We start from the raw sequence: 20,438 nt of genomic DNA, 5'->3' as shown, positions 1-20,438 counted from the left end.
GTGGGGTTGTCCGCAAGTTTCACGTTGTCCGGACATTCGGCGGTGAGGTCAGGTTGGGGGTTTCTCGTGCGCCATACCACGCGAGCGGTTCCGGTGGGGCGGATTCGACGTCTATTCACGGGAATGTCTGGATGATGTCTGGACCAGTTCCGCGACAACTGGCGGCCTCCGAGGGCGGTGGCGTGCCGGCTCCTGGCGAGCGCCAACGGGCTTCCGAACGCCGGAGAGCGGGCGTTTCCGCACGTGGTGGAGGGCTTGTGCGCCGAGGTGCCTCTCCTCGCGCCCTGGGGGCGAATTCTGGCGAGTGTTCCCCGAGTGCGAGTCGGGGCATAGCCCACTGAGCGCCGGCGCGGCGGTCCGCGGAGTGAATAGAAGAATTCTTATTGATCCCGCCGTGGTCCGGTGTCAATCTTGGCGCGTACCGCCGAACGGCGAGAAAAGGGGAAACCGACATGAGGAACACTGCCGGTCGTACGCGTCGGGCCATCGTGCTGGTGACGGCGTTCGTCGGCCTTGGGGGAGTGCTCTCCGCTCCGCTCGCGTCCGCGACGGAGGTCGCCGCGCCCGTCGGCGAGACGGTCGCCGTTGCCGAGGCCACCGCCTCGGAGACCGCCGTGTCGGAGGCCGAGGTCGCGGCCGCGCCCAAGGTCTCCCGGGACGAGGTGATCAACCGCGCCAAGGTGTGGCTGACCGCCAACAACGGCAAGCAGGTGCCGTACAGCCAGAGCAAGGTGTGGAAGGACGGCTACCGCCAGGACTGCTCCGGCTACGTGTCGATGGCGGCCAAGCTGGCCAAGCCCGGCCCGAACACCGTGGGCCTGTTCGACAGCCACACGGTCGCGATCAACAGGAAGGACCTCAGGAAGGGCGACCTGCTGATCGACAAGATCGGCGGCAGCAACAGCCGCCACGTGGTCATCTTCGAGAAGTGGGCGGACTCCGCCCACACCAAGTACTGGGCCTACGAGCAGCGCGGCGGTCACGGCACCGACCACCGCATCCTGTCCTACGGCATGTCGGACAACAGCCAGTACAAGGCCCGTCGCCTGAAGAACATCACCGGCTGACCCCGCGTCGCGTCGAGTCCGCCGCGCGCACCCGGGCGATCTCCCTCATCCGCCGCCCGGGTGCGCGCGGCCCCGTGTCCGGCCCCGGGCCGCGCGGCTGGCGCGGCCCGGGGTGGCGGACGACGCGGGAGCGGTTGTCCGGTCGCCGGCCGTCATGAGGAAGAATGAGCTGGTCAGGCAGGCGACGGCGAGGGAGCGACGGTGACGGCGATCACGGGTGTGGGCGGCGACCAGCGGCAGGGTGTGCGACTCGGGGACATCGTGCTGCGCAACCGCCTGGTCACCTCGTCGAGCCTGCTCGGCTACGGCGTCGCCAACGTGCCGCTGTTCCGCTGGGGCATGAGCCCCATCTCGAACTTCGTGCCGCTGAGCCGGTTCGGCGCGATCACCACGCGCACCCTGACCGTCCAGCCCCGCGACGGCCACTTCACCCTGCGGGACGACTGGAAGCTCTCGGAGCTGCCGAGCCTGCTCAAGCGCTACACGCGCGTGCTGCGCCACACGCAGGGCGGCTGGATCAACGCCTTCGGCTGGTGCAACGTCGGCATCGACGCCTACCTGCGCGACTACTACCCGCGCACCCGCGACCAGCGCACGATCATCTCCCTCGGGGGCTTCTCGGCCGAGGAGTTCGTGACCCTGGTCGACAAGGTCAACGCCGCCGTGCCGGCCGGCGACATCGCCGCCGTCGAGTTCAACGTCTCCTGCCACAACGTCAACTTCGACTTCAACCAGATCATCGAGTCCGTGCTGGCCGAGGCCGTGCCGCGCAGCAACCACCCGGTGATCCTCAAGCTCTCGCCGGACTACGACTACCTCGGCCACGCCCGGCTGGCGGCCAAGCACGGCGTGTCGGCGCTGACCGCCATCAACACGGTGAAGGCGCTGCGGCTGGACCCGAGGACGGGCGAGCCGTGGCTGCGCAACCGCTTCGGCGGGCTGTCCGGCCCGGCGATCAAGCCGATCGCGCTGCGGGTCATCGCCGAGCTGCGGGACGCCGGCGTCACGTTGCCGATCATCGCCACCGGAGGCATCCGGACCTTCGACGACTGCCGCGAGTACTTCTGGGCGGGCGCGGACGCGGTGAGCCTGGGCAGCGCCGCCTGGTTCGCGCACCCGATGGCGGGCTACGCCCTGGCCCCGCTGGCCGGCCTGCGCCTGCGCCGTCTGATCAACCAGGTCGAGAGGTTCACGCCGCCGGCGCGGTGAGCCGGGACCGGCCCGACGCGCCGGAGCGGGGAACAGGCGCGGGGCGCCGGACAGGTGACCGGCACGGTGCGCCAGGAGGGCGACCGGCGCGTCGGCGGGCCGGGACCGCGCGGGGCCGCCGCGCGGGAGCGGGGCCGACCGGACGCGGCCCGACGGCCGTTCGCCCCGGATGTTCGTGGTGATCCGTTCGACTACCGTGCGGACATGGAGATTCGGCTGGAGCGTCCCGCTGGTCACCCCCACGCCCCGCTCACGTTCGACGTGGTCGTCGACGGCCCGCCGACCGGCCAGCCCGTCCTCCTGCTGCACGGCTTCCCCCAGACCGCGCGCTCCTGGGACCAGGTCGTCCCGGCGCTGGCCGCGGCCGGCCTGCGGGTCATCGCCCCGAACCAGCGGGGGTACTCGCCCGGCGCCCGCCCCGCCGACCCGGCCGCCTACGCCACGCCCCACCTGGTCGAGGACGCGCTCGGCGTGCTGGACGCCCTCGGCGTGGCGGACGCGCACGTGGTCGGGCACGACTGGGGCGCGATGGTGGGGTGGCGGCTGGCCGCCTGGCGCCCCGAGCGCGTGCGCAGCCTCACGGCCCTGTGCGTCCCGCACCCCTCCGCCTTCGCGTGGGCCAGGGAGAACGACCCTGACCAGGCCCGGCGCTCCAGCTACATGGACCTCTTCCGCCAGGAGGGCCGGGCCGAGCAGACGCTGCTCGCCGACGACGCCCGACGCCTGCGCGCCGTGTTCCGCCCCCTGCCGGCCGGGCGCGCCGAGCCCCACGTCCTGGCCATGACCGAGCCGGGCGCGCTCACCGCCGCGCTCAACTGGTACCGGGCGGCCCGCCTCGACGCCCGGCCGGGCGAGGACGTGACCGTGCCGACGACCTACGTCTGGAGCACGGCCGACCCCGCCTTCGGCCCGGTCGGCGCGCGGCGCTGCGCCGAGCACGTCACCGGCCCGTACCGGTACGTCGAGCTGGAGGGCGTGAGCCACTGGATCCCGGACGAGGAGCCGGACGCCGTGGTCGAGGCCGTCCTGGCCCACGCGCGCGGCTGACCCCGGCCGGCGCCGCGCCGCGCCTCCGCCTCCGCCTCCGCCTCCGGCGTGGCCCTGCCCCGTCCCGTCCTCAGCCGCGCTCCGCGCCCCGGGGCCAGACCACCTCGACCGGCACCCCGCGGCCCCGCGCGTGCGCGACGACGTCCGCCGTGCCACCCGCGCCGTCGGCCGGCCGCCCGTCCCACACCGCCACCATCCGGTCCACCGAGGCGATGACCGCCTCGCTCGCCGCCAGGTAGGCGCGGCGGCCGGACCGGGGGAACGGCAGCACCCGGACGCTGCTGGCCGCCGCGAGCAGCGCGTCGAACTCGGGCCGCTGGGGCGGCCGCAGCCGCGCCCGGTAGTCGGCGGCCGGCAGCACCACCTCCAGCCGGCCGCCCATGTCGAGCACGACCCTGGCGAACACCTGGTCCGCCCCGGGGGCCAGGCAGCTCACCCCCGTGAAGCCGGTCGCGGGGGGATCGGCCAGCGCCGCCCTGATGCCCCGGTCCACCAGGGGCACGCTGGTCGTGGTCAGGTTGGAGTGTCCTGTGATGCCGACGCGCACCGGCGTTCCACCTCCGTCGTCGCGGCCGGTCACCGCGACGACCACCGGAGGACGGGGCGGCGTCCCAGGTCGTCCTGGGTCGTCCTGGGTCGTCCCGGTCGTGCCGGGTCGCCGTCACCCGTCCCGGCGGCCGTGCTCAGGCGGACAGCACGGTGCGGATCGCGTCGCGTGTCTCCCGCACCGGGGCCTCCTGCCGGTACCGGCCGGTCTCCCGCGCGAAGTCCTGAAGTTTCCGCAGCACCCGCCCCGAGTGCAGCTTGGCCGCGGTGGGGAGCACGCCCCTGACCAGCCGGCAGGCCTCCTCCGGCTCGCCGACGACCACCAGGGTGCGCCCCAGGCCGATCACGTCGAAGGCCCGGTTGCGGACCTTCGACGGGTGACGCAGGGCCAGCGCGCGCCGGATGTGCTGCGCCGCCAGCCCCGCCTGGCGCGGATCGTGCCGGGCCAGGTCGCGCATCCTGGCGCCGATCACGCCGGCCATCTCGGCCTCGTCGAAGTTGTCCAGCCAGGTCGGCTCGGCGGCCGGGTCCCGCGCGGCGAAGCACTCCTGCGCCATGCCGACCGCGCGGTGGAACTCCGCCACCCGCCCCATCTGCGCGTACGCCCACGCCTCCCGGGTGAACAGCAACGCCCGCAGCGTCGGCGACGCGCTGCGGCGGGTGCCGTACTGGCCGAGCTGGACCAGGTCGAGGCCGTCCTCCGGCCGGCCGAGGTCGAACATCTGCCGGGCCATGGCCGCCAGGCAGCAGGCGGCGAACGGGTCGTTGCGACCGGCCTTGGCCATCCGCACGGCGAGCACGTAGTACCGCTGCGCGGCCTGGTGCATGCCGGCGTCCCACGACATGGTCGCCGCGATCTTCGCCAGCTCCGCGCCCACGAAGAAGGCCCGGTCGGTGGTCGACCCGGCCGGCGCCCTGCGCAGGCGGTCGGCCAGCTCGTTGAGCTGGCCCAGCACCGCCTTGCGCGCGAGGCCGGCGCTGCCCCGCAGGCTCCAGCCGCGTAAGCCGGCGGCGACCCTCTGCAACGCGGCCAGCTCGTCCTCGCTGATGGCCGAGCCCGACGCCCACCGCGACAGCGGTTGCAGCGGGCTGAGCCACCGCTGCATGGGTTCCACCAGGGCGGGTCCGACGGCCACGGCGGCGGCTCCGGTGAGCGCCGCACGTCTGCTGATCGCCAAGTCGCTCCTCGTCGTCTCCTCGACCGATCGGGCGACGTTCGGCGCGTCCCACGGCGCGCCGAGCACGTCCGGCGGGGCCGCGGCGTCGCCGTCGTCCTGCCGGGACGGTCCCGTCCGGTCGAACCACAGCTTCTCCGGGGGGACGCCCAGCACCTCCGCGAAGTGCCGGAGCCGGTCCATCCGCTCGATCGGGTTCTGCCCGTTCTCGTACCTCGAGAGCTGCGCCTGGCTGATGCCCAGCCAGGCGGCCAGCCGGTCCTGGGTGATCCGGTGGACGTGGTGCGGGTGGTGGCGGTAGGCGGCCAGCAGCGCGCCCATGTCCTGGTCGGCGAACGCCTCGGCGAGCGCGGGATGGTCCCAGAAGGCGGCGGAGAGCTGCGGCGGACCGCCCACCTCCGGCCGGGCGTTCCTGCGGCACCCGTGACACAGTCGGTCAGGGTTGTCCGCCGCGATCAACGCTCCGCACGGACACACGCGCCTGGCGCTCGAACCTGGTAATCCGATCGGTTGCATGGCGTTGCCCCCGTCACTGACCGTTCACGCAGTGTATGCGCTGGTCAACGGGTGTCCATGCACGCGGTGCATGAAACGTAGTCGCCCCCGCCCGGGGGTGTGATCCCCTCCGTGCATCGGCCACAACCACCCGACGTGTGGAACGCGCTGCGACACCCGCGCACCCTGCTGCTCGCGGACGGTGATCGGGACGACCTCCCGGTCACCGGCCGCCCACCACCCCCGACACCGAAGGTGTTCCGCGATGGGAAGCGCACACAGTGCCGTGGCCGGCACGGTCACCCCGGAGGATCGTGCCGTGGACCGGTCGATGACCGAGGTCGCCGCGAGCTACGCCCGGCTGATGGGCTGGCCGGTGGTCGTCACCGAGAAGGGGATCCTGTTACCGCTCAGCTCGGCCCACACCGCGTTGTCCATGCCCGAGCACGTGGGCGTGGGGGTGCTCGCCGGGCTGCGGGCCAGGATGCTGGCCGGCCCCGTGCTCGCGGTGCCGGGACCCCAGCCCCACTGGATCTTCCTGGCCGAGCTGGTCGCGCTGCTGCCCACCCAGCTCACCACCCCGGCCGACGTGCGGTTCGTCCGCGCGCCGCACCAGGTCCTGCTCCCGCCGAGCCAGACCGAGGACGGCCCGATCACCTGGGCCAACCCGCCGACGGCCAGCCGCCGGTGGTTCCCGCCGTTCACCGCCGTGCTGGCGGTGGCGCGGACCGTCTCCCCCGAGTACTGACCCGGGTACCGACCCGCCCGAACGCCGCGCCACCCCCGGATGTGAGGATCGGGTGGAGCGAGCGAGGGAGGTTCCGGGGTGGACGACGCGGTGCGGTCGCGCCGGTCGGTGTTGTGCGGCCTGGCGGTGGCGCTGCTGGCGCCAGGGGCGTTGGCGGCCTGTGGTTCTCCGCAACCGGCCAGGAAGGGCGGGGTGGGGGACGCCAAGCCGGGGACCCGCGTCGCGGCCGTGGCCGACGTGCCGGTGGGCGGTGGCCGGTTGGTCGACGTGCCCGGTGGCGGCCGGTTGTTGCTCGTGCGCCCGACGGAGGCCGAGGTCAGGGCGTTCGACCCGACCTGCCCCCACCTGGGCACGCTGGTCTCCGAGCCGGCGAAGGGCGTGGTGACCTGCCCGACGCACGGCAGCGAGTTCGACGCCGCCAGCGGCGCGTTGCGCAGGGGGCCGGCCCCGCAGGGCCTGACCGCGGTGCCCGTCGCCGTGCGGGACGACCAGGTCGTCCTCGCCTAGGTGTGTTGTCCCGAGAGGTTGGAAGCGCGGCTGGCGGGTGAGAGGCCTCCGAGTGCGCTGTGACCGTGGTGGGGATGTATCGGTGTGCGGCCATCGCGGCAGTGCCGCACGGCGTTCGGTCTCTGACGGGTAGGGACGGGCGTAGGCCCAGTCGTTGATCAGAGCGCGGTTGAACCATTCGACCTTGCCGTTGGTCTCCTGGCCGGCTCGGATCGTGGTGCGCGGAACGGTGGCGCAGGCCCCCTTCGCGTCCGGGGACCCTGGTGACCGCCGCCGTCGGGAATGCTGCCCAGTTTCGTGATGTCGACGTGCGCCAGGTCGCCGGGCGCGTGGTGTCGCGGCGGATCGGCTCGCTGGTGGCCCGGTCCAGGCAGAAGGCCGGGCCAGGCCGTCGCGCACGAGGACCCGATGCGCGGCTGGTGTGCGGGCGTGAGGGCCGGTCGGTCATGCTTGCCGGGCCCTCCTCGCGGTAGCGACCGGCCCCTGTGGCCGCTCGGTGCTGACGACGGGGAAGCGTTGCGCGGCCATGCGAAGCGGCCATCCGTCGGCGACGCACCGGGCAGGACGCGCGCCGGCCCAACCCGGTCAGCGGCGCGTGAGCGTGAGGAATGAGGGCCTGCTGTGGCTTGGTGGGTGATGTCGCAATCCTCACCGAACCTGGAGGCCCTCCCTCATTTCACGATCATCCGGCTACGTGTCGGGCGGTTCGCAACCTCTCGGGACAACACAAGCAGATTGGGCTCGTGGTCGCGGATCGCCATGAGCGCCTGCCGCTCCTCGATCGTCGGGTCGGCCGGGGTGCGGGCCACGTGCGGGCGCGATCCCCAGAACCAGCGCGAGTGCGACCGGCGGAAGCCGTACTTGGCCCAGTCGGCCAGCTCGGAGCGCTGGACCGCGGGGCGGGAACCGCAGCCACCGAGCCTCGGAGGTGAACCCGAGCCGTGCCGGGGTCACCACGAGGGTGACCAGCTCGGCGTCGGTCGTTCTGGGGTGGTGTGCCGATGCGTGGTCTGGCCGCGAGGTGGTCGTCGGTCTTGACGGAGGGCGCGGTGTGAAGGGTGTTCAGGCCTGTCGTCGCATACAGATCTTGGGCAGCCTTCGGCCGTCTCCGGCTCCTGCCTCGACTGACGCATGACTCGGTTGGCCCCGGTCACCGTGCCGCGCGCGGGCGGCACGGCCTTTCCACCGTGCGCGTCACGGCCGAGGCCAGCGGTCTTCCCCGAAGGAGGTGACTCCGTCTTCTGATCACCTCCCAGTGGTGTCGGCCGCCTTGCGACACCGGCGCGCGTGGCGGTCCCATGACCGCGATCGCGACCACGCCAGAGCGAGGAGGTTGGCCATGGACGAGGTGGGCCCGAGTCGTCGCCAGGTGCTCCAGGGACTGGGCGCCGCCCTGGCGGCTCCCGCGCTGGCGGGATGCGAGGAGGGCGAGGAGCCGCCCCTCCCACCACCGGTGAGCGCCACCCGTGGGACGACGTCGAGTTCCCCGTCCTCACCGCCGCCACCACCCCCGCTGGCGAAGGTGGCGGACATCCCCGTGGGCGGCGGGCGCCTGGTGGACCGGCCCGGCGGCGGCAGGGTCCTGCTGGTGCGCCCGGCGGAGGCCGAGGTCGCCGCGTTCGACCCGACCTGCCCGCACCAGGGCTGCACGGTCACGCCGCCGGCCGACGGCGTGATCACCTGTCCCTGTCACGCCAGCCAGTTCGACGGCCCCACCGGGGCGTTGCGCCGCGGCCCGGCGACCAGGGGCCTGACCGCGGTCCCGGTGCGGGTCGAGGGCGAGCACGTCGTCCTGGAGTGAGGCCAGGAGTACGTCCGGGAGCGACTCCGGGAGTGAGCCGCCCCCGGCCCGCAGCGCCCCGGCCCGCAGCGCCCCGGCCCGCACCGCCCCGGCACGCACGCGGGGCCGTCGCCTCGCGGCCGCGTCACGGCGCGGCCGGCTGGTGGTCCTTCTGGTGCGGCTTCGAGCCGGGGAACAGCGAGCCCGCGACGTCGACGGCGGCCCCGGCGTCGACCAGTCCCGCGCCGCAGGCCGACCGCTCCTCCTCGGCGTCGCACGTCCCCGGCAGCACCCTGGCGCTGCTCTGGATCGCCCACTTCGCCAGGTACGGGGTCAGCCCCTGGCCGACCAGCAACGCGGCCAGCCCGGCCACGTGCGGCGTGGCCATGCTCGTCCCCTGGTAGTAGGCCCACCCCGGGGACTCGGGCGTGCGCTCCCCGGTGTTCACGGTGGACAGCACCCCGTTCCTCCTGGTCGGCCGGGTCTCCCCGCCGGGGGCGGCGACGTCCACCGGCCAGCCGTAGTTGGAGTAGGCGGCGCGGTTGCCCTCGCGGTCCAGCGCCGCGACCACGATCCTGGGCGCCGAGCAGTTCGCCGGGGTCTGCTGGTCGGCGGGGCCGGAGCCGTTGCCGGCCGCGATCACGCTCACCACGCCCCGCGAGTAGGCGCCCATGAGGGCCGCGTCCAGCGCCCTGGGGCAGGACTCCTGGCCGCCGAGGCTCAGGTTGATCACCCGGGCCGGGTTCGGGTTGGCCGGGGCTCCCGGCACCCGCAGGCCGGCCGCCCACGCGATGCCGTTGGTCACGTCCGCCGTGGTCCCGCCGCACGCGCCGAGGACGCGGACGGGCTGGATCCTGGCTCCCGGCGCGACCCCGGCGACGCCGTAGCCGTCGTCGGCCACGGCCGCCACGGTGCCGGCCACGTGCGTGCCGTGCCACGTGCTGGGGAAGGCCGGCGAGTCCGGCCCGCACTCGCCCTCCACGGTCCAGTCGCCCTCGTCGGAGGGGTCGTCGTCCCAGCCGTCGCCGTCCCTGGCCGACACCGGGTCGGTGATGAAGTCGTACCCCTGGACGTACTGGGCGTCCAGGTCGGGATGGGCGGTGCTGCCCGTGTCGACCACCGCGACGACGACGCCCCTGCCCGTCGCCCCCCACGCCCACGCGGCGGGGGCGTTGACGCCGGCGGGCTCCTCGGGCGGGCCCTGGAGGTGCCACTGGTCGGGGAACTTCGGGTCGTCGGGCTCCGGGCGCGTGCGCTCCGGCACCACCGGCGCGGGCAGGACCAGGTTCGGCTCGACGAACTCGACGTCCTCGTGCTCGGCGATCGACCGCATGAGCCGCTCGGCCTGCTGGGCGTCCTTCGGCGGGGGCGTCGCGCGCACCGCGACGTGGCCGAGCGCCATGGGCGTGGCCGGGGCGAGCTGGACGTCCTCGTGGACACCGAGGGTGGCCTGGGCCGCGCCCAGGTCGCCCTGCGCGGCCGGGGTCCCCTCGCGGTACCGGACGATGAACCCGCGGAACCGCGCCCCGTTGGCGAGCCCGGCCACGGACACCTTCTGGTGCGCCGCCTGGCGCCCGTCCGCCTGCTGGCTTCGCGCCGCGCCGTGGTCGGCCGAGGCGGGGGAGAGCGGGACGAGGACGGCGGCGGCGACCGCGCCGGCGGCGCCGACCCTGACGAACGCGGTGGCGGCCCTGGTCGGCGCGGGACGGCCGGTCCCGAGGACGGGACGGGATCCTCGGGGTGGCGGGGGCACGGGGGCGGACGACGACGCGAGGGACATGGCGGCGTTCTCCACTTCTCCCAGGGGGCGAGAGGGGCGCCGACGGCGTCCACCGACGGGTGGCGGCGCCCGGCGCGGAAGGGTGACTCGGCGGCGCCCGGCCGGCCTGCTCGGCGCCGCGCTGCGATCGGCTCCCGGTGTCGGCGCGGCGGCCTCCCCGCCACGCCCGTCGGCCGGCGCGTCAGTGACCACGCGTGAGGGCCGCGCCGGGTTCGTACCGGCCCGTCGAGGGATGGCGCTCGCCGACCGTGATTCGACGGTAGGTCGGCGTCCGGGCTCTCGCAGCGGCGGGTAGCGGAAGCAACACGGAGAGGTGACAGGCTGGGGACTGACGGATCATCGCCGTCGCATCGGCCTCAGGTCACCTGGCGGCGCTCGCCCGCCCGCCGACGCTCGCCCGGCGGCGCGGCGCGGGCCGGTCGTCCGACCTAGGTTGTGTCCTCAACGCTGGTGTGGCTGCTCTGGCGTGATCCCGCATGGTGGTGCGCAGGCACGAGTTGACCGACGAGCAGTGGCAGGCGATCGAACCGCTGGTGCCCGCCTCCGGCGCGAAGGGGCGTCCACGGGTGGACGACCGCCGGGTGATCAACGGATTGCTTTTCAGGGCGAAGACGGGTGCGGCATGGCGTGACCTGCCGGAACGGCACGGGCCGGGGAAGAGGTGTCGACCACCGGTTCTGGCGGTGGTCACGCACCGGAACCCTGACCACTCCGGGCCGACCCGCCACCCGCCGAGCCGGTGATCGCGGACAACGACTACTCCCACCGAGCCATCCGCTCCCACCTGCGTCGACGACACATCTCAGGCGACGATTCCCGAACGCCGTGACCAGCAGGCCCACCGGCTGCGCCGCAGCCGGGCCGCCGGGGCGCCCACCGGCCTTCGACCGCACTGACTACCCACGCCGCACTGTCGTCGAACGCTGCGTCAACCCGTCGCACGCGGTTCCGCGCGATCGCGACCGGTTCGACAAAACCGCGATCTCCTACCAGGGCGTGATCGATCTGGCCACGCTGTTCATCACGCTGTGAGGACGCGCCCCAGGCGACCCCGGCCGAATGGTCGGAACGCCAGGAGGCCAGCGCCGTCGCGACGCGGGAGTCGCCGGCGCGGTGGTCAGAGCGTCTCGGGTCAGAGCGTCTCGGTCGCGAACCGGGCCCGCAGCGCCGCCAGCCGCTCGCCGGTCAGCTCCTCACCGTGGGCCAACGCCCGGTCGATCGCCCGGAAGTAGTCCTCGTAACCGGCCGGGGTGAGCACGAACAGGCACCGCGCCCACTCCGCGCCCTCGTTGCGGAACCCGTGGGCCACGCCACGGGGGACGGCGACCGCGCCACCCGCGCCGACCGCGCGCGCTCCGTCGTCCAGGTCGAACGTGACCTCGCCGTCGAGGACGTAGAAGTACTCCTCGTGGCCGCGGTGCACGTGCGGCGCCGCGCCGAGCGCGCCTGGAGGGAACCGGAACTCCACGATGGACAGCGCGCCGCCGGTGGCGCTGCCGGGCAGCCGCACCACGTACTCACCGGCGGGAGCGCGCAGCCGCTCGCCGTCCTCGGGCAGATGGGCGAACGCGGTGGGCAGGGACGTCACCTGATCAGCTTATGCGGCGCGGATCACTCCCGGGGGAAGGATCTCGGAAACGTCACCCACGAATGGGTGGGTGACGGTGCCGGCCCGTAGGCTGAGGGCGTGGCCGACCCGTCGACCTATCGCCCAGCGCCGGGCACCATCCCGGACGCGCCAGGGGTCTACAAGTTCCGTGACGCGACAGGACGGGTCATCTACGTCGGCAAGGCCAAGAGCCTGCGCAGCCGGCTCTCCTCGTACTTCGCCGACCTCTCCTCGCTGCACCCGCGCACCCGTCAGATGGTGACCACCGCGGCCGGCGTCGAGTGGACCGTGGTCAGCACCGAGGTCGAGGCGCTCCAGCTCGAGTACTCCTGGATCAAGGAGTTCGACCCCCGGTTCAACGTCCGGTACCGCGACGACAAGTCGTACCCCGTGCTCGCCGTCACGCTGCACGAGGAGTTCCCCCGGCTGCACGTCTACCGCGGCCCGAGGAAGAAGGGCGTCCGCTACTTCGGCCCCTACGCCCACGCCTGGGCCATCAGGGAGACCCTCGACCTCCTGCTGCGCGTGTTCCCCTCGCGCACCTGCTCCGCCGGCGTGTTCCGCCGGCACCAGCAGATGGGGCGGCCCTGCCTGCTCGGCTACATCGACAAGTGCTCCGCCCCGTGCGTCGGCCGCGTCTCCGCCGAGGAGCACCGGGGGATCGTCGAGGACTTCTGCGACTTCCTCGCCGGCCGCACCGACTCGATGGTGCGCCGGCTGGAGCGGGAGATGACCGAGGCCGCCGAGGCGCTGGAGTTCGAGCGCGCGGCCCGGCTGCGGGACGACGTCGGCGCGCTGCGCAGGGCGATGGAGAAGCAGGCCGTGGTGCTCGGCGACGGCACCGACGCCGACGTGGTGGCCTTCGCCCAGGACGAGCTGGAGGCCGCCGTCCAGGTGTTCCACGTCAGGGGCGGCCGGGTGCGCGGCCAGCGCGGCTGGGTGATCGACAAGGTGGAGGAGGTCGACACCCCGGGGCTGGTCGCCCAGTTCCTCAGCCAGTTCTACGGCGAGCAGGCCTCGCTGGCCGAGCAGTCCGACACCGGCGGCGGCAGCCCGGTGCCCAGGGAGGTGCTCGTGCCGGAGCTGCCGGCCGACGCCGACGCGCTCGCCGACTGGCTCAGCGCGTTGCGGGGCGCCAGGGTCCAGCTCCGGGTGCCGCAACGCGGCGACAAGCGCGCCCTGATGGAGACCGTGGCCCGCAACGCCGCCGAGGCGTTCGCCCAGCACAAGCTGCGCCGTGCCGGTGACCTCACGGCGCGCTCCGCGGCGTTGCAGGAGCTCCAGGAGTCGCTGGGGCTGGAGACCGCGCCGCTGCGCGTCGAGTGCGTCGACGTCAGCCACGTGCAGGGCAGCGACGTCGTGGCCTCGCTTGTCGTCTTCGAGGACGGCATGGCCCGCAAGTCCGAGTACCGGCGGTTCTCCATCCGCGAGGGCGCCGAGCGCGGCGACGTCGGCTCGATCGCCGAGGTCGTGCGCCGCCGGTTCTCCGCCTACCTGAAGGAGACCAGGGAGGCCGCCGAGGGTGAGGGCCCGGCGGGCATCGACCCGGAGACCGGCCGCCCCCGCAAGTTCGCCTACCCGCCCAACCTGCTGGTCGTCGACGGCGGCGCGCCGCAGGTCGAGGCCGCGGCCGACGTACTGGCCGAATTGGGTGTCACCGACGTCGCCGTGGTGGGATTGGCCAAGCGGCTGGAGGAGGTGTGGGTCCCCGGGGAGGCCGACCCGCTCATCCTGCCGCGCACCAGCGAGGCCCTGTACCTGCTGCAACGGGTGCGGGACGAGGCGCACCGGTTCGCCATCGGCTACCACCGGCAGAAGCGCTCGAAGCGGATGACTGCCTCGGCGCTGGACGCGGTGCCCGGCCTCGGCCAGACCCGCAGGGCCGCGCTGCTCAAGCACTTCGGCTCGGTGCGCCGGCTGCGCGAGGCCAGCGTCGAGGAGATCAGCGCCGTGCCCGGGGTGGGCCGGCGGACGGCGGAGGCCGTGCGCGCCGCGCTCGCGGGCGCGGCGGGCGGCGCCGCCGAGGACGTCGGCGCCCCGAGGGGTGGGGCCGCCGACGGCGGGGCCGCGCACGAGGTCCCGAGCGAGGTCCCGGACGGGGGCGCCGGGGGAGACGGCGCCGGGGACGACGGCGCCGGCGGTGCCGGTGTCGGGGGAGACGACACGGCGAGCACGGACCCGGCCCCTGCCGGGTGGAACGGGGAGAGGTAGTGAGCGGGGAGAAGGCGGGCATCGAGGTCGCCGTGGTGTCCGGGCTGTCCGGCGCGGGGCGCAGCACCGCGGCCAAGTGCCTGGAGGACCTCGGCTGGTTCGTGGTGGACAACCTGCCGCCGGAGCTGATCTCCACGATGGTGGAGCTCGGCGCGACGTCCCGGGGCGCGATCACCAGGGTGGCCGTGGTGATGGACGTCCGCAGCCGGGCGTTCACCGAGGACCTGGCCTCCGTGATCAAGGACCTCGACGCCAGGGGCTACAAGCCGAAGGTGCTGTTCCTGGAGGCGACCGACGCCGTGCTGATCCGCCGGTTCGAGGCGGTGCGGCGCAGCCACCCGCTCCAGGGCGACGGCCGGCTGGCCGACGGCATCGAGGCCGAGCGCCGGCTGCTCGCCCCGTTGCGCGAGGAGGCCGACCTGGTGCTGGACACCAGCGGCCTGTCCGTGCACCAGCTCAGGGCCAAGATCGAGGACACGTTCGGTACCGAGGCCAGCACCCGCACCCGGGTGACGGTGCTGTCCTTCGGCTACAAGTACGGCCTGCCGATGGACGCCGACCTGGTGATGGACGTGCGGTTCCTGCCCAACCCGTTCTGGATCCCCGAGTTGCGCGAGCAGAGCGGCCTCGACGACGACGTGCGCAACTACGTGCTCTCGCAGGAGGGCGCCGACGAGTTCCTGGACCGCTACCACGAGCTGCTGCGGCTCATCGGCGCCGGTTACCGGCGCGAGGGCAAGCGGTACCTGACGCTGGCCGTGGGCTGCACCGGTGGTAAGCACCGGAGTGTGGCGATCTCCGAGGAACTGGCCAGCCGGCTGGCCACAGAGGACGGGATGGCGGTCAAGGTCGTGCACCGGGACCTGGGGCGCGAGTGACACCACGCGTCCCTGACCAGCACCCGACGTGTCCGCGCGCGGTCGCGCTCGGCGGTGGCCACGGGCTCCAGGCCACGCTGGGCGCGCTCCGGCGCGTGACCCACGACGTCACCGCCGTGGTCACCGTCGCCGACGACGGCGGGTCCTCCGGGCGGCTGCGGCGCGAGCTGGCCCTGCTGCCTCCCGGCGACCTGAGGAAGGCGCTGGTCGCCCTCGCGTCCGCCGACGGGGACGGCCGGCTGTGGTCCGAGGTGTTCCAGCACCGCTTCGGCGGCAGCGGCGCGCTGGCCGGCCACTCCGTCGGCAACCTGGTGCTCGCCGGGCTGCTGGAGGTCCTCGGCGACCCGGTGGCCGTGCTCGACCACGCCCGCCGGCTGCTCGGCGTGCGCGGCCGGGTGCTGCCGATGTCGAACGACCCGCTGGACATCGAGGCCGAGGTGACCGGCCTCGACGAGGACCCGCGCGCGGTGCGCCGCATTCGGGGGCAGGTCGCGGTGGCGACCACCCCGGGGCGCGTCCGCCGCGTGCGCCTGCTGCGCGCCGACGACCCGTCCGCGACGCCGCGCGCCTGCCCCGAGGCGGTGCGCGCGGTGCTCGACGCCGACGTCGTCCTGTTGGGACCCGGCTCGTGGTTCACCAGCGTGCTGCCGCACCTGATGGTCCCCGAGCTGCACGACGCCCTGGTGCGCACCACCGCGCACAAGGTCGTCGTGCTCAACCTGGAGCCCCAGCCGGGGGAGACCGCCGGGTTCTCCCCCGAGCAGCACCTGCACGTGTTGGCCGAGCACGCGCCCCGCCTCAGGGTGGACGCCGTGGTGGCCGACGAGTCGACGCCCACCCCGGACCGGTTGCGCCGGGCCGCGGCGGAGCTGGGCGCCAGGACGGTGCTGGGCCGGGTGGCCGCGGCGTCGGCCGGCTCGGCCCGACACGACCCGGTGGCGCTGGCCGCGAGCCTGCGGAGGGCCTTCCCGGCGGAGGCCGCCGCGTCGGCGGCGGGGAACAGCGACGGCGGCGGGGGCGTTTCCCCGCCGTCAGCGCCCCCGCGCGCCGCAGAGCGAGAGGAGGACGCCCCGTGGCGATGACCGCGGCGGTCAAGGACGAGTTGAGCCGCCTGAGCGTGACCAAGACCTGCTGCCGCAGGGCCGAGGTCTCCTCGCTGCTCCGGTTCGCCGGGGGCCTGCACATCGTGGCGGGGCGGGTCGTGGTCGAGGCCGAGCTGGACACCGGCTCGACCGCGCGCCGGCTGCGCAAGGAGATCCACGAGCTGTTCGGGCACACCTCGGACGTGCACGTGATCACCTCCGGCGGCCTGCGCAAGGGCACGCGGTACGTGGTGCGCGTGGTCAGGGACGGCGAGGGCCTGGCCCGGCAGACCGGCCTGCTCGACCCGAGGGGCCGCCCGGTGCGCGGCCTGCCGGCTCCGGTGGTCTCGGGCGGCGTCTGCGACGCCGAGGCCGCGTGGCGGGGCGCGTTCCTGGCGCACGGCTCGCTCACCGAGCCGGGGCGGTCCAGCGCGCTTGAGGTCACCTGCCCCGGGCCGGAGGCGGCGTTGGCGCTGGTCGGCGCGGCGCGTCGGCTCGGTATCCAGGCGAAGTCGCGCGAGGTGCGGGGCGCGGACCGGGTGGTCGTGCGGGACGGCGACGCCATCGGCGCGCTCCTCACCCGGCTCGGCGCGCACTCCAGCGTGCTGGCCTGGGAGGAGCGCCGGATGCGGCGCGAGGTGCGGGCGACCGCCAACCGCCTGGCGAACTTCGACGACGCGAACCTGCGGCGCTCGGCGCGGGCGGCCGTGGCGGCGGCCGCGCGGGTGGAGCGGGCGCTGGACATCCTGGGCGACCAGGCGCCGGACCACCTGGTGGCGGCGGGTCAGCTCCGGCTGAGCCACCGGCAGGCGTCGTTGGAGGAGCTGGGGCAGCTCTCGGACCCGCCGATGACCAAGGACGCCGTCGCGGGCCGCATCCGCCGTCTGTTGGCGATGGCGGACAAGCGGGCGCGTGAGCTGGGCATCCCGGACACCGAGTCGGCGGTCACCCCGGAGATGCTCGAAGCCGACGCCTGAGGCGTCCTTCGGTGGAGCGCTCCGGCGGCTGAGGCCGGAGCGTCAGAAGGCGCTGGGATCGCGCCGAGGCAGGAGACGCGGACCAGGCGCCCCGTCGTGAACGAGGATCGAGGGGGCTGGGCGTCGCGCGCCGCGCCCTCTCCCGGACCGACGCTGGGGGAAGCCGCGCGTCGCGATCGCTGACCGCTGTCCGGGGCTTTCCTGACCCGGGGAGCTGGGCGAACGGTGACGACCGCGGCGCGGCCTGGTCCGTGGCGTCGGGGCGCACACGGACCAGGCCGCGCCGGTGAGGGCGGTTCGCGCCGTCTGGTCGTGCCGGTCGGGTCTGGCCAGCCGGGTCGTGCCGGTCGGGTTTGGCCAGCCGGGTCGTGCCGGTCAGGTCTAGTCGGTGTTCTTCGGCAGGCCGACGAACGCCCACCGGTTCTCGGCCTTCGAGGTGTCCACCGAGTCACAGGAGACCTGGACGATCTCCCGCGTCGGCTCGACGCGCCCGCCCGACGGGACGACGCACTTGAAGCTGACGTTGCCGGAGCGGTCGCGGTGCACGACCTTCAGCACGACGCTGTTGTCGTCGTCGCGCTTGTCGAACAGGCCGAAGGTCACGCCGTCCCTGGTGCTCTCGCAGGGCACCAGGGCGAGCGTGCCCCGCTCGACGTTGTTGCGGCGGGGGACGCCGTAGCACATCTTGCGCTCGGGGGAGTGGCGCGGCTTCAGGTAGAGCGCCCTGCTCTCCTGGGGGTCGACGCAGGCGTCGAGGAGCTGGTGGTCGTCCCTGGTGAAGTGGTTGAGGCCGACGGGGGCGCCCGGCTCGGTCGAGCCGTCGCGGACCTCGGTCGCCAGCAGGTGCGGGTCCCCGGTCTCGGGGTGCTCCACGACCTTCTGGTTGACCAGGAAGTCGACCTGCGGGTGGCAGTTCGCCTGCGCCCGGTCGCCGGTGGCGGCCAGGGTGACGCTGCCCCGCCACGCGGTGTCCGCCGGGGAGGAGGGGCTGGCGCCGGCGGTGGGGCTGGTGGGGACGAGAAGCGCGGCCACGCCCATCAGGAACGCGAAGCCGAGCCCTGCCCTGCGGGGCGGATTGATCCTGCGCACGATGCTCCCTGTCGTTGGTGTCGGTGTGTCGTTCTGTCCTGTGTCGTTCTGTCCTTGTCGTCGCACCTCGGCCGCGGCGCCTCGTGGACCAGGCCGGCGACGTGGTCGCGGCGGAGGCGGCGTGCCCGACGCCGACGGTGTGGCGTGTTCGTGTCCGTGCCCGCGTCGGGCCCCGACGGTGCGTCGTGGTCCAGGGGCCCTGCGGCGGCGCCGGCCCCGGAACCGCGGACATCATGTCGACGCGCGGCGGCCCCGTCGCCGATGACGACGCCGGCGTCGGCGAGGTCCAACCGGACGTGTGATCGCCCGCCCGGCTGGGCGGGCGGAAGGGCCGAGGGCGCCGGGTCCGGACGGGCGTGGACGGCAGGAACGGGCGCGCGGCGGGCGCCGACCGAACGCCAGAAGGGGTCGGGCGAGCGGCGTGGTCGAAGGTCGACCCGGCGTCGTTCGACAATGTCGAACGCGGTTGTACAGTGATCCGCATGCCGGGGCCTATTCAGTCCATTGAGCGGGCGGCAGCGATCCTGCGCCTGTTGGCGAGCGGCGCGCGCAAGATGGGCGTCGCCGAGCTGGCCACCGCGCTCGGCCTGCCCAAGGGGACGGTGCGCGGCATCCTGCGGACCCTGCAACACGTCGGTTTCGTGGAGCAGAGCCAGGACACCGGCAAGTACCAGCTCGGCGCGGCGCTGTTCCACATCGGGAGCAGCTACCTCGACGTCAACGAGCTGCGCACCAGGGCGCTGAACTGGTCGGACTCGCTGGCGGCGCGGAGCAAGGAGAGCGTGCGGATCGGCACCCTGCACGAGGGGCAGGTGCTGGTCGTGCACCACGTGTTCCGGCCGGACAACAGCAGCCAGGTGCTGGAGGTCGGCGCGCTGCTGCCGGCGCACGCGAGCGCCCTCGGCAAGGTCCTGCTGGCCAACGACCCGCTCGACCAGCTCGACGACGCCGGCCTCGTCGGCTTCACGCCGGCCACCTGTACCGATCCCGAACGCCTCAGGGAGATGCTGGCCGAGGTCAGGGCCAGGGGATGGGCCAGCGACGTCGAGGAGATGGTCGAGGGCGAGGTCTCGGTCGCCGCGCCGATCAGGGACCGCAGGGGCGTGACCGTGGGCGCGATCGGGATCTCCGGGCCGATCGAGCGGCTGTGCGGGATGACGGGCGAGGACGCCAGGACGCCCCGCGTCGAGCTGGTCTCGTACGTGCGGGAGGCGGCGCGGGCGATATCCCGCGACCTCGGGGCGATCCCATGGTGATGAGCGCGGTGAGCACAGCGCGTGCGGTGAGCGCGACGGGGCGTCGCCGGCCCGGGGAGTCCCCGGGGGTTCTCGCGTGCCGTCGGCGACGACGATCGAGGTAACTGACCGGTAACCGGGTCTTGACTTCCCCGTTCGGGTGAGCAAAGAATCTGCGCCAACCGGCGTACGACATTGTCGAACGGCATTCGGACCCCCCGTACGCCGCCTCCCGTCAACGATGCCGGGCCAGGTTCCGGCCCTTCCCAACAAGGGATGCCCATGACCGACAAGTCGATCTTCTTGGGGGAGTTCCTCGGCACAGCGCTGTTGCTGCTGCTCGGCAACGGCGTGTGCGCCGCCGTGACGCTCACCAAGTCCAAGGCGAAGGGCGCCGGCTGGCCGGTGGTCACCTTCGGCTGGGGCTTCGCCGTTCTCTCCGCCGCGTACGCGACGCAGTCGCTGTCCGGCGCGCACCTCAACCCCGCCGTCACCATCGGCATCGCCACCAGGACCGGCGAGTGGGGCAAGGTCCCGCTCTACCTGGCGGCGCAGTTCCTCGGCGCCTTCGTCGGCGCGGTCCTGTGCTGGCTGGCCTACCTCGGCCAGTTCCGGGCGCACAACAAGGACGACGTGCTCGGGATCTTCGCCACCGGCCCCGAGGTGCGCAACGCCGGCCAGAACCTGATCACCGAGTTCCTCGCCACGTTCGTGCTGGTCTTCGTGATTCTGGGCAGCGGCCAGACCGAGGGGCTGAAGCTGTCCGGCGCTGGCACGCTGATCGTGGCCCTGCTGGTCGTCGGCATCGGCATGTCGCTGGGCGGCCCGACCGGCTACGCCATCAACCCGGCCCGCGACCTGGGTCCGCGCATCGCGCACGCGGTGCTGCCGATCCCCGGCAAGGGCGGCTCCGACTGGGGCTACGCCTGGATCCCGATCGTGGGCCCGCTCGCCGGTGGCGCCGTCGCCGGCCTGCTCGCCTCCGCCGTCTTCTGACGCCGCC

General features: G+C 73.9%; 17 protein-coding genes and 3 pseudogenes. 13 read left to right on the top strand and 7 right to left on the bottom strand.

The window, feature by feature from the left end; all coding sequences use genetic code 11:
* Positions 1–452: 452 nt before the first annotated feature.
* The 3 genes from LX15_RS11555 to LX15_RS11545 all read left to right on the top strand — a co-directional run bounded on the left by LX15_RS11555 (position 453) and on the right by LX15_RS11545 (position 3,323).
* Positions 453–1,067, top strand: a complete 615-nt coding sequence (locus LX15_RS11555) for an NlpC/P60 family protein (RefSeq protein WP_253669530.1) — start codon at positions 453–455, stop codon at positions 1,065–1,067.
* Positions 1,068–1,268: 201 nt separating this feature from the next.
* Complete coding sequence (locus LX15_RS11550; RefSeq protein ID WP_253669529.1) at positions 1,269–2,276, top strand: beta/alpha barrel domain-containing protein; 1,008 nt, start codon at positions 1,269–1,271, stop codon at positions 2,274–2,276.
* 204 nt (positions 2,277–2,480) lie between these two features.
* Positions 2,481–3,323: an alpha/beta fold hydrolase gene (locus LX15_RS11545; protein ID WP_253669528.1), complete on the top strand. Its 843-nt coding sequence runs from the start codon at positions 2,481–2,483 to the stop codon at positions 3,321–3,323.
* Between the two features lie 70 nt (positions 3,324–3,393).
* Here LX15_RS11545 and LX15_RS11540 read toward each other — a convergent pair whose 3' ends face one another.
* Positions 3,394–3,870, bottom strand: a complete 477-nt coding sequence (locus LX15_RS11540) for a hypothetical protein (protein WP_253669527.1) — start codon at positions 3,868–3,870, stop codon at positions 3,394–3,396.
* A gap of 136 nt (positions 3,871–4,006) precedes the next feature.
* Complete coding sequence (locus LX15_RS11535) at positions 4,007–5,440, bottom strand: helix-turn-helix domain-containing protein (RefSeq protein ID WP_253669526.1); 1,434 nt, start codon at positions 5,438–5,440, stop codon at positions 4,007–4,009.
* A 364-nt stretch (positions 5,441–5,804) separates the two neighbouring features.
* Between LX15_RS11535 and LX15_RS11530 the strand changes: the two genes are divergently transcribed.
* Together LX15_RS11530 and LX15_RS32415 are read left to right on the top strand one after the other, a co-directional pair.
* Positions 5,805–6,287 carry a hypothetical protein gene (locus LX15_RS11530; RefSeq protein WP_253669525.1) on the top strand — a complete coding sequence of 161 codons (483 nt, stop codon included), beginning with the start codon at positions 5,805–5,807 and terminating at the stop codon, positions 6,285–6,287.
* A gap of 78 nt (positions 6,288–6,365) precedes the next feature.
* Complete coding sequence (locus tag LX15_RS32415) at positions 6,366–6,794, top strand: Rieske (2Fe-2S) protein (RefSeq protein WP_308213450.1); 429 nt, start codon at positions 6,366–6,368, stop codon at positions 6,792–6,794.
* Here LX15_RS32415 and LX15_RS11520 read toward each other — a convergent pair.
* Together LX15_RS11520 and LX15_RS33830 are read right to left on the bottom strand one after the other, a co-directional pair.
* Positions 6,791–7,355 (bottom strand): annotated as a pseudogene (locus LX15_RS11520) (transposase family protein); the annotation flags it as partial. The gene LX15_RS32415 and the pseudogene LX15_RS11520 sit on opposite strands and share 4 nt — an antisense overlap.
* Before the next feature lie 167 nt (positions 7,356–7,522).
* Positions 7,523–7,878 (bottom strand): annotated as a pseudogene (locus LX15_RS33830) (IS982 family transposase); the annotation flags it as partial.
* Positions 7,879–8,133: 255 nt separating this feature from the next.
* Here LX15_RS33830 and LX15_RS11510 point away from each other — a divergent pair.
* Entirely contained in the window at positions 8,134–8,595 is a 462-nt protein-coding gene (locus tag LX15_RS11510; RefSeq protein ID WP_253669523.1) for a Rieske (2Fe-2S) protein, read from the top strand.
* Positions 8,596–8,719: 124 nt separating this feature from the next.
* On the opposite strand, the gene LX15_RS11505 is transcribed toward LX15_RS11510, so the two are convergent.
* Positions 8,720–10,354, bottom strand: a complete 1,635-nt coding sequence (locus LX15_RS11505) for a S8 family peptidase (RefSeq protein ID WP_253669522.1) — start codon at positions 10,352–10,354, stop codon at positions 8,720–8,722.
* A gap of 476 nt (positions 10,355–10,830) precedes the next feature.
* Here LX15_RS11505 and LX15_RS33515 point away from each other — a divergent pair.
* Positions 10,831–11,386 (top strand): annotated as a pseudogene (locus tag LX15_RS33515) (transposase).
* 100 nt (positions 11,387–11,486) lie between these two features.
* On the opposite strand, the gene LX15_RS11490 reads toward LX15_RS33515, so the two are convergent.
* On the bottom strand, positions 11,487–11,942 hold the full coding sequence (locus LX15_RS11490) for a cupin domain-containing protein (protein ID WP_253669521.1): 456 nt from the start codon (positions 11,940–11,942) through the stop codon (positions 11,487–11,489).
* A gap of 99 nt (positions 11,943–12,041) precedes the next feature.
* Between LX15_RS11490 and uvrC the strand changes: the two genes are divergently transcribed.
* From uvrC to whiA, 4 genes are read left to right on the top strand one after another with little or no spacing between them, the layout of a single operon-like run.
* The gene (gene uvrC, locus LX15_RS11485) at positions 12,042–14,174 is read left to right on the top strand and encodes an excinuclease ABC subunit UvrC (protein WP_253669520.1); all 2,133 of its coding nucleotides are present in this window, start codon (positions 12,042–12,044) and stop codon (positions 14,172–14,174) included.
* Between the two features lie 20 nt (positions 14,175–14,194).
* A complete protein-coding gene (rapZ, locus tag LX15_RS11480; RefSeq protein ID WP_253669550.1) occupies positions 14,195–15,052 on the top strand; it encodes an RNase adapter RapZ in 858 nt (285 codons plus the stop codon).
* Complete coding sequence (locus LX15_RS11475) at positions 15,049–16,134, top strand: gluconeogenesis factor YvcK family protein (protein ID WP_253669519.1); 1,086 nt, start codon at positions 15,049–15,051, stop codon at positions 16,132–16,134. Before rapZ ends, LX15_RS11475 begins: the two co-directional genes overlap by 4 nt.
* The gene (gene whiA / locus LX15_RS11470; protein ID WP_253669518.1) at positions 16,125–17,111 is read left to right on the top strand and encodes a DNA-binding protein WhiA; all 987 of its coding nucleotides are present in this window, start codon (positions 16,125–16,127) and stop codon (positions 17,109–17,111) included. Before LX15_RS11475 ends, whiA begins: the two co-directional genes overlap by 10 nt.
* A gap of 381 nt (positions 17,112–17,492) precedes the next feature.
* Here the strand turns inward: whiA and LX15_RS11465 are convergent, their stop codons facing one another.
* Positions 17,493–18,200, bottom strand: coding sequence for a hypothetical protein (locus LX15_RS11465; protein WP_253669517.1), 708 nt, complete (start codon positions 18,198–18,200; stop codon positions 17,493–17,495).
* Between the two features lie 482 nt (positions 18,201–18,682).
* Here LX15_RS11465 and LX15_RS11460 point away from each other — a divergent pair, with 482 nt between their 5' ends.
* Complete coding sequence (locus LX15_RS11460; protein WP_253669516.1) at positions 18,683–19,456, top strand: IclR family transcriptional regulator; 774 nt, start codon at positions 18,683–18,685, stop codon at positions 19,454–19,456.
* A gap of 261 nt (positions 19,457–19,717) precedes the next feature.
* Positions 19,718–20,431, top strand: coding sequence for an MIP/aquaporin family protein (locus LX15_RS11455; RefSeq protein WP_253669515.1), 714 nt, complete (start codon positions 19,718–19,720; stop codon positions 20,429–20,431).
* Positions 20,432–20,438 lie beyond the last annotated feature (7 nt).

The organism is Streptoalloteichus tenebrarius (assembly GCF_024171885.1).
Lineage (GTDB): Bacteria > Actinomycetota > Actinomycetes > Mycobacteriales > Pseudonocardiaceae > Streptoalloteichus > Streptoalloteichus tenebrarius.
Note: the sequence above shows the minus strand (reverse complement) of the source record. Positions and strands in the feature narration are given on the sequence as shown.